Annotated in this window: 9 protein-coding genes; 5 read left to right on the plus strand and 4 right to left on the minus strand. The window is 44.3% G+C overall.

Annotated elements, in window-relative coordinates; genetic code table 11:
* Positions 1–302 precede the first annotated feature (302 nt).
* Positions 303–1,076, minus strand: a complete 774-nt coding sequence (locus J7E38_RS19505; protein ID WP_214710282.1) for an endonuclease I family protein — start codon at positions 1,074–1,076, stop codon at positions 303–305.
* Complete coding sequence (locus tag J7E38_RS19510) at positions 1,073–2,038, minus strand: S8 family peptidase (RefSeq protein ID WP_214710281.1); 966 nt, start codon at positions 2,036–2,038, stop codon at positions 1,073–1,075. Before J7E38_RS19510 ends, J7E38_RS19505 begins: the two co-directional genes overlap by 4 nt.
* 260 nt (positions 2,039–2,298) lie before the next feature.
* Between J7E38_RS19510 and J7E38_RS19515 the strand changes: the two genes are divergently transcribed.
* From J7E38_RS19515 to J7E38_RS19525, 3 genes are all read left to right on the plus strand, one after another.
* The gene (locus J7E38_RS19515; RefSeq protein ID WP_214710280.1) at positions 2,299–2,742 is read left to right on the plus strand and encodes a YbaK family protein; all 444 of its coding nucleotides are present in this window, start codon (positions 2,299–2,301) and stop codon (positions 2,740–2,742) included.
* A gap of 74 nt (positions 2,743–2,816) precedes the next feature.
* Positions 2,817–3,533, plus strand: coding sequence for an N-acetylmuramoyl-L-alanine amidase CwlD (cwlD, locus tag J7E38_RS19520; protein ID WP_214710279.1), 717 nt, complete (start codon positions 2,817–2,819; stop codon positions 3,531–3,533).
* Positions 3,534–3,686: 153 nt separating this feature from the next.
* The gene (locus tag J7E38_RS19525; protein WP_214710278.1) at positions 3,687–4,745 is read left to right on the plus strand and encodes an Mrp/NBP35 family ATP-binding protein; all 1,059 of its coding nucleotides are present in this window, start codon (positions 3,687–3,689) and stop codon (positions 4,743–4,745) included.
* Positions 4,746–4,851: 106 nt separating this feature from the next.
* Here the strand turns inward: J7E38_RS19525 and gerD are convergent, their stop codons facing one another.
* Positions 4,852–5,493 (minus strand): spore germination lipoprotein GerD, encoded by a 642-nt coding sequence (gene gerD / locus J7E38_RS19530; protein WP_214710277.1) that lies wholly within the window; start codon positions 5,491–5,493, stop codon positions 4,852–4,854.
* Positions 5,494–5,642: 149 nt separating this feature from the next.
* Here gerD and J7E38_RS19535 point away from each other — a divergent pair, with 149 nt between their 5' ends.
* A complete protein-coding gene (locus J7E38_RS19535) occupies positions 5,643–6,317 on the plus strand; it encodes a KinB-signaling pathway activation protein (RefSeq protein ID WP_214710275.1) in 675 nt (224 codons plus the stop codon).
* A gap of 8 nt (positions 6,318–6,325) precedes the next feature.
* On the opposite strand, the gene pdaB is transcribed toward J7E38_RS19535, so the two are convergent.
* A complete protein-coding gene (gene pdaB, locus J7E38_RS19540) occupies positions 6,326–7,078 on the minus strand; it encodes a polysaccharide deacetylase family sporulation protein PdaB (RefSeq protein WP_214710273.1) in 753 nt (250 codons plus the stop codon).
* Positions 7,079–7,216: 138 nt separating this feature from the next.
* On the opposite strand from pdaB, the gene J7E38_RS19545 reads away from it, so the two are divergent.
* Positions 7,217–7,444, plus strand: coding sequence for a hypothetical protein (locus J7E38_RS19545; RefSeq protein ID WP_214710272.1), 228 nt, complete (start codon positions 7,217–7,219; stop codon positions 7,442–7,444).
* Positions 7,445–7,752 lie beyond the last annotated feature (308 nt).

Raw genomic sequence — 7,752 nt, forward strand, 5'->3', positions numbered from 1 at the left:
CTTGCCCTGACAGCCATCGGAATTGTGTTAGCAATTAGAGGAAAATGGTGCGAACGAGGATGTGGAAATTCGGGATAGCGGAAATCTTAGCGAAAAACCAATTACAGTTTTTAAGCGGGGGACTGGTGGTCAAAGCTTGCCATTTTTACTCAACGGGGATTATAACCGAAGTAACGGGGATTAAAATGAGGCCAACGGGGATTATAGTTGACCCAAAGTGGAATAAAAACTTGTCAACGGGGATTAAAATCGTTTCACATAATAAACCGCCTGAGCATTGTCTTCGCTCAGGCGGCTTCTTTTTACAGACCCAACATAACTTCTGCCATACCAGGAAAATCAATGAAAGGGTTGCGGTTTCCCTGCAATTCCTGGATGGCGGCATTCCGATGCTTTTCGTACATGGTGACCGGATGTTCTATATGCCAACCAAGTAGAACCTCGAAATCCATCTGGTCATTAAGTTGGATGACATCCTTATATCTTAAGTTGAAATAAAACACGGCTCTTGCAACATATCCTTTACCATATTCCGGTTCAAACTTCCCGGCTTCTACCATGCCGCAGCCAGACCTGATTCCAGATGCAGCAAGCTCAGGTTCATAGTTCTGGAAATCATGAAACGGATGATTGCTTCTCATGCTGTTGCAAGCTGGCTCGCAGGCGAACAGGTGATGGAGGTCGCCACGCATTGGCTCCATACCGTCAAACCATGATTGAGGTACAACATGTTCGGTATTGAATAGAATTTCAGAACTTGCTGTAAATCCTCCTTCCTTCAGAGTTTTGATGAGCCGCAAATCTTCCTCGATTACCTCTACCGGGTCTAGGTCCTGGCCGGAATAGAGGCTCTTCAGTTGAAGGTTCTCCTGCAGGTCGACCCATGGATAAACATACTCATGCGGTGAATATCTTAGATGGAGGGTGTGGGTTCTTGCCAGCAGCAAATGGAGCTCCTCTGGACTGAAAACAGCGTCACAATAGTATTTCTCACGCAATCTCGCGTCCAGTTCTGCATCATAATACGGTTTATTCTCGATGTTATGAATGTACGCCTCACTGGCCGAGAGAATCATATCGCATCCATAACCAGCGTTTTGAAGCTCTGGCCAAAGATTTCAGCAAGGTGCTCCGGCACGGTGAGATAGACAAGGCCATTCCCTTCAAGCTTAGGTGAATTTCCGAGCGGGACCGTACGCTTGATCAATTGTCCATACAATTCAGACTCAGTCAGATTTCGCTCAAATTGGGCATTTGCGAGCGTTTTAATTAAAGCGAGGGCGCCGGATACATGCGGCGCTGCCATTGAGGTTCCGCTCAATGTCGCATATTTACCATTCAGATAGGTAGACGTGATCCGCTCTCCCGGAGCCACGACATCCACCTCATTATTCGAGTTGGTGAATTCTGATGAATCTCTTTCAAGGTTTACGGCTCCGACACTGATGACCTCATTATAGGCGCCAGGATAGGCAAATTCATTGGTCGAGTCATCACCATCACCTTCATTGCCAGCTGCGCATACGACGAGAATATTTTTATCAACAGCGGCCTTGATCACTTCATGCAATTCAGGGACATCTGCGGGGCCGCCAAGCGACATGGAGATGATATCCACATCCTGGTCAATCGCATATTGGATCCCCTTGATAATCCATTCATATTTTCCAGAGCCAGCCTTGTTCAATACTTTTACAATCAACAGTCCTGCCTCTGGTGCTACGCCGATTACACCATCATCATTTTCATGGGCAGCGATCGTCCCTGCAACGTGGGTTCCATGTCCGTTATAATCAGTATAAATATCCGGATTGCTGCGGTCGTCGTCTGTAAAATTCCTGCCGCCGATAATTTGGTCCTTTAAATCAGGGTGGGTTGTCTCACAGCCAGTATCGAGCACGGCGACTTTAATGCCTTTCCCTTTGGTTCTGTCCCAAAGCTTCGGTGCCTGGATTAACTCCACACCATGAGGCACCTCTTTGGTTTCTTCAGCTTCTGCGATTACTTTGTAAGGAATAACGCGAACATCTTGCTCCATATCTTTCCCTCCTCAGAGATTAAAGTTGAAGCGAGTTCTGGTTGTAATAACAAGTCTAACAATTCTGACAATTGAAGAACAGTTTCAATAGTAGTGATTTTTGATAGTATGAGAATAACCAAAAATGGGCATTTCATCCTAATGAGTCACAACTCTTGTTATTCAGTAAACGACTGAGAAAACTGGAAAAGGAAACGTCTGTCTTGGCTGCATTACACTCTCCCGCAGGTTGAACACTACTTCCTAAGGGGTGAGATACTTTGAACGTCGTAACGACATTTATAGATAAAAGAAAGCAGAAGCAAGTGAAATATGAGCGATCGATGCTCCGTGAACTAACCCTTAACATCCTGCAGGCCAGGGTGAAACAATATTTTGGCTCTTCAAGGCTGACCTCCAGCCTCATCATGAATTCAGGAATCGAGGAAGCTTGTTATGATGTGGCGATCGAGTCGTATTTACTTGGCGCCAAATTCAGCCGCTTTGGCTACTTCGGCGAACCGATGGAAGCGGTAAAGCCCCGCTGTGAAAAAGAAGAGCGGCATTTGATCGACACCCTGTATAACTTTTTCCTGTTTTGGGGGAAGGGGGAAGAGGGAGTTGGATCAGAAGACCTTTACTACCTTTGTGAACAGTATGTCGACAGCTGGTGGAGAGATGGATTCATGAAGGGCGAAAAGAAATATAAGCTGAGACTGCATTAATAGCATAGTTCTAAACCATCTACCTGTCCCATATAGTTTATTATCAGGGACTAGCTGGAAGGATGGTTTAGAACATGCTGAAAAAACTTAAAATCGGATTATTTGCAGCCGGCCTCGCTGTGCTGTTCCTTATATTGCAGTATGATTTTGCCGAGAACGATTCATGGGAATCCTGGAATCTCCCGCTTTCAGGGAAAATCATCTATCTGGACCCTGGGCATGGAGGAGTCGACCCTGGGGCGGGCGATGACGATCCTTTTGAAAAAGAAATCGCGCTAAATGTTTCCCTCAAGCTGCGGGATTACCTTCAGCAGCAGGGTGCACTTGTCATCATGACACGCGAGACTGATGTCGACCTTGCGGATAAGGGCCTTAAGGGATACAGCAAACGAAAGGTCCAGGATTTAAAAAGACGTCTCAATCTGATCAACGAATCCGAAGCTGATTTTTTTGCGACAATCCATCTAAATGCGATTCCGTCCTCAAAATGGAGAGGTGCACAGACCTTTTACTCCACCAATTACAAAGAAAACAAACGAGCAGCCAAGCTCATCCAGGATGAATTGCGCCGTAACCTGGAAAACACGGACCGGGATGCAAAGCCAGCGAACAGCATTTACCTGCTGAAACATACGAATAAGCCTGGGGTTTTGGTCGAAATCGGCTTCCTGTCAAATCCGGGAGAAGCGGCAAACCTCAAACAGGAGGCCTACCAGGAAAAAGTTGCAGCCTCCATCTATGAAGGAATGCTCAGGTATTTTACGGACGAACAAAAATTCTGGGAAAAATGAGAAGGGTGATGAATCCTTCTTTTTTTATTGGGGGAAAATAGATCCTATTGGAAAAAATATCTTTCAGAAATGTGTGATAGGTTTAACACTTAGGAATTTTACCAATATGGTATACTGGCAATGGAGATAAATTTTACAAAGGAAGGTGTCAATATGATTACTGAAGCTAAGGTACGTGAAAGCCTAAAAGACCTTAAGGATCCATTTTTACATAAAACACTCGAAGAGCTGAATGCCATCGAAGAAATAAAGATCAAAGAAGAGAAGAATCATGTAAGCGTTAAAATTGGCATTGCGAAAACGGGCACGGCAGAACAGCTGCAGCTGCAAACGGAAATCGTCAATATCCTGAAAAGCGCTGGAGCGGCTTCCGTAGGCTTGCGATTCTTTGACCTGCCTGCTGAAGTTCTATCAAAATTCCAGACAGCAGCTCCGGAAAAAGAGGACAGCCTGCTATCACCAAACAGCAAAACAACCTTCATTGCCATCGCGAGCGGCAAAGGCGGAGTAGGGAAATCTACCGTTTCGGTTAACCTTGCTGTCTCACTCGCAAAATTAGGCAAAAAAGTTGGACTAGTTGACGCGGATATCTACGGTTTCAGTGTTCCTGACATGATGGGAATCACAAAGCGCCCGGTAGTTAGAGGGGAAAGAATCATCCCGGTTGAAAGACATGGCGTGAAGGTCATCTCAATGGGCTTCTTCGTTGAGGACAATGCACCGATCATCTGGCGCGGGCCGATGCTTGGCAAAATGCTGAACAGCTTCTTCAATGAAGTAGAATGGGGTGAGCTGGATTACCTGCTATTGGACCTGCCTCCAGGAACCGGAGATGTGGCATTGGATGTCCACACCATGCTGCCTTCATGTAAAGAAATCATCGTGACGACTCCGCATCCGACAGCTGCATTCGTTGCCGCGCGTGCAGGTGCGATGGCCCTTAGGACCGAACATGAAATCCTTGGAGTCATTGAGAACATGTCTTACTTTGAAAGCAAGCTGACCGAGGAAAAAGAATATGTCTTCGGACAAGGCGGCGGCGAAAAATTAGCGGATGAGCTTAATACAAAGCTGTTGGGCAAACTTCCATTAGGCCAGCCAACCTGGAATGAAAACGACTTCGCTCCATCCATTTATCAGGAAGATGATAAAATTGGCGCCATCTATACGAATATTGCCCAGGAAGTCGTGCAAATGCTTGAAAACAAGTAATAGGAAAAGCCTCTCCGTTTTTGGAGAGGCTTTATTTATTTGAAACACTCCGAGAATTGAACAGTTGCAGCGCTTGTCGTGGTTGACCAAGGCGCTTGCGCTTTTCTTATTGTCCTCCCGAACCGCCGCCGGATTCACTGGAACCCCCCCCGCCGCCTGAATCGCCGCCACCGCCCTGGTCTCCGCCTTCTGGTTTCTGGGTCGGTATTTCTTCAGCTGCTTTGACAATCAATGCCTGCAGTTTGGCTTTGAACAGCGGACTTTCGAATGTTTCACTCATTACTTTCTGTAAATGTTCCCGATACTCTTTGCTCTTGAGAACGGTCGTCAGCTCTTTTTCCAATTCAGGATCCTTCATGACCTCGATCATCATGCCTTTATATTCCGGATCCTTCATCAAGTCCTTCAACAGTTTTTCATTTTCCTTCTTCATGCTTTTTGCGACACTCTCAGCAAACTTTGGATCTTCGAATGACTTTTTCCAAAAATCCATGCCTTTGTCAGAAGTCAATGTTTTCTCGATTGTATCGGTTACGACCGGCTGGTCCATTATTAACTTTTCCTTCATGCCGTCGTCACCCATTACTTCCTGAATTGCCTTTTTGCCATCATCAGTTTTCAGGATGTCGACAACCATCTTCTTTGTTTCTTCATAATCAACCTGTCCCCCGCCTGACTCGGATGGAGCACAGCCGGCAGCCAAAAATAAAAAGGAAGCGGGGAGTACAATTCTTATCCATTTCTTCATAACTTAATCCCCTTTCACATAGACAGCCCTAATTTTAGGATGAGTAATAAGACAAATTGTTATACACAAATAACGACAGCTAGATTTTTCAAACCCTCATTGGTACAATCATATAGTGCAGTTTAATTTCTTTCTTGGGGGAAAAAATCGTGACTAGCCGTAATTGGGTACACTTGTTTCTCACCACGCTGGTTGTTGGAGCAGTAACGACAGCTGTGGTTGGCTTTATTGTCCGCTGGAGTGAATTCCAGCATCTGTTAAGTGATTTCAACATTCTTGAATTCCTTTCAATTTTAGTATGGCTAATGGGAGTCGGTCTTATATTTAGCATTCTTAGCCAAATGGGGTTCTTTGCTTACTTGACGATCCACCGTTTTGGTCTTGGCATATTTAAATCCTTGTGGAATTCCGTGCAGATTCTACTGATTGCTTTTGTGCTTTTCGATCTTGTGTATCTCCGGTTCAACGCCTTTGCTGAAAAAGGTGAAAGTATCCTGCCATACATAGGACTTGCCGCAATCGTCCTCGCTGCCGGCTTGATCGTTGCACTCCTGAAGGTAAAACAAACAAATAAAGAAGCCTTTATACCGGCAATGTTCTTCATGATTGTCGTGACAGTGATTGAATGGGTGCCGGTTCTGAGAGTAAATGAGCATAGCTGGGTTTACCTCATGCTTTTCCCGCTATTGATATGCAATGGGTACCAACTGCTGGTCCTTCATAAGCTTAACCAGAAGTCCATGGAGGAACGGAAAGCCCTTGAGGCAAAAATAAATAAAAAATCACCAAATAAAAAGGCACAAAAAAAACCGTCCAACGCATAGTTGGGCGGTTATTTTACTTCTGCTGATCTAGAGTCGCCATTAGCGATCATTTCAGAAACCGTGACCATCTTTAAATTTTTCGACTTGATATCTTTTAATACAAGCGGCAAAGCTTCTGCAGTTTGCTTGGCAGAATCAGAGGCATGCATCAAAAGGATGTCACCTTTTTTTGCCTTTGAAGCATTTTCAGCAATGACCGCGGTCCCGGGATTGGTCCAGTCCTTCGTATCAAGACTCCAATGGACAACCGTGTACCCGAGACGCTCAGCAATTTTCAGTGTGCGTTGATCAAAATGGCCAGTTGGAGCACGAAGCAATTCAATGTTCTTCACATTCAGCTTCTTGAACGCCTCCTGTGCCTTCATGATGTCTCTCCTGATTTTGTCTTCCTCCAGCTCAGTGTAATCTTTATAATCGTACCCAAGCATGCCGATTTCATATCCTTCTTTCACCATCCTGCTGACAAGATCAGGATGCCTTTCTGCCCAGGAGCCCGAGAGAAAGAAGGTAACCGCTCCGGCTTTTTGCTTCGCCAGGACATCCAGGATCGGTTCAGCTTTTTCGTCCCCCCAGCCAATATTAAAGGTAAGGGCTAAATCCTTTTCCCCCTTATAGATCGCTTTCGGACCATCCTTTGCTGAAAAAGCAGGGATTTGGACCATATTATCCATGTAAAAGAACCAAGCTGTAAAAAAGGCTGCGACAACGATGACAAAAGCTGTTTTAATCGATCTGGCATTCATCACATAAAAGAAATTCATTTTCTCACCACCTCGTCCAATGCACTCCTTGTCTAATTTTTATTCAGGAATTGAAAAGATATGATAAATGCTGATTATAAAAATCAGAAAAAAAGATAACACTACAATCACTATGAGAAAATGAACAGGAGTGTATGTATGCTTGGTGTTCTGATCAATGAGAAGGAATTAAAGGAGCTAGAATACTTAATCAAAAGAGAGATGGATGAAATCCTGTTTGACCTGAAGGATGAACGCATCGATCATATCGTAAAAAGATCGATGAAAGAGAGATATCAAATTCTGTTCTCACTGTTTAAAAGAGTCGCATCACCAAAGGAGTGCCTGAAGTATATGCCGGCGAAAAAGAGCACTTCCAGAGGATAAAAAAGTTTTTAAATTTATTATTGACGTATGATAAATATCCTGATATATTAATAAACGTCGCTGCTGAGCCAGTCGCTAAAACGGTCAATCAGCGGTGAGAAAATAATAAAGAATGTGGTTGACATTAAGTCGGTCGCATGATATATTATGAAAGTCGCTTATGAGCGGCGAACAAAGTAAATTGTTCTTTGAAAACTAAACAAACAAGCGTCAACAAACAATAAATTTTCATGCGCTTCTATTATAGAAGACATGAGCCAACGTTTTAACTTATGAGCTAACTCATAACTCTTTTTTGGAGAGTTTTA

It is taken from the genome of Bacillus sp. ISL-35 (assembly GCF_018613355.1).
Lineage (GTDB): Bacteria > Bacillota > Bacilli > Bacillales > Cytobacillaceae > Mesobacillus.

Bases quoted from the DNA above. Each gene is read 5' to 3' on its own strand.
- J7E38_RS19505 (WP_214710282.1), bottom strand. From the start codon at position 1,076: ATGATTCTCTCGGCCAGTGAGGCGTACATTCATAACATCGAGAATAAA.
- J7E38_RS19510 (WP_214710281.1), bottom strand. From the start codon at position 2,038: ATGGAGCAAGATGTTCGCGTTATTCCTTACAAAGTAATCGCAGAAGCT.
- cwlD (WP_214710279.1), top strand. From the start codon at position 2,817: ATGCTGAAAAAACTTAAAATCGGATTATTTGCAGCCGGCCTCGCTGTG.
- J7E38_RS19525 (WP_214710278.1), top strand. From the start codon at position 3,687: ATGATTACTGAAGCTAAGGTACGTGAAAGCCTAAAAGACCTTAAGGAT.
- gerD (WP_214710277.1), bottom strand. From the start codon at position 5,493: ATGAAGAAATGGATAAGAATTGTACTCCCCGCTTCCTTTTTATTTTTG.
- pdaB (WP_214710273.1), bottom strand. From the start codon at position 7,078: ATGAATTTCTTTTATGTGATGAATGCCAGATCGATTAAAACAGCTTTT.
- J7E38_RS19545 (WP_214710272.1), top strand. From the start codon at position 7,217: ATGCTTGGTGTTCTGATCAATGAGAAGGAATTAAAGGAGCTAGAATAC.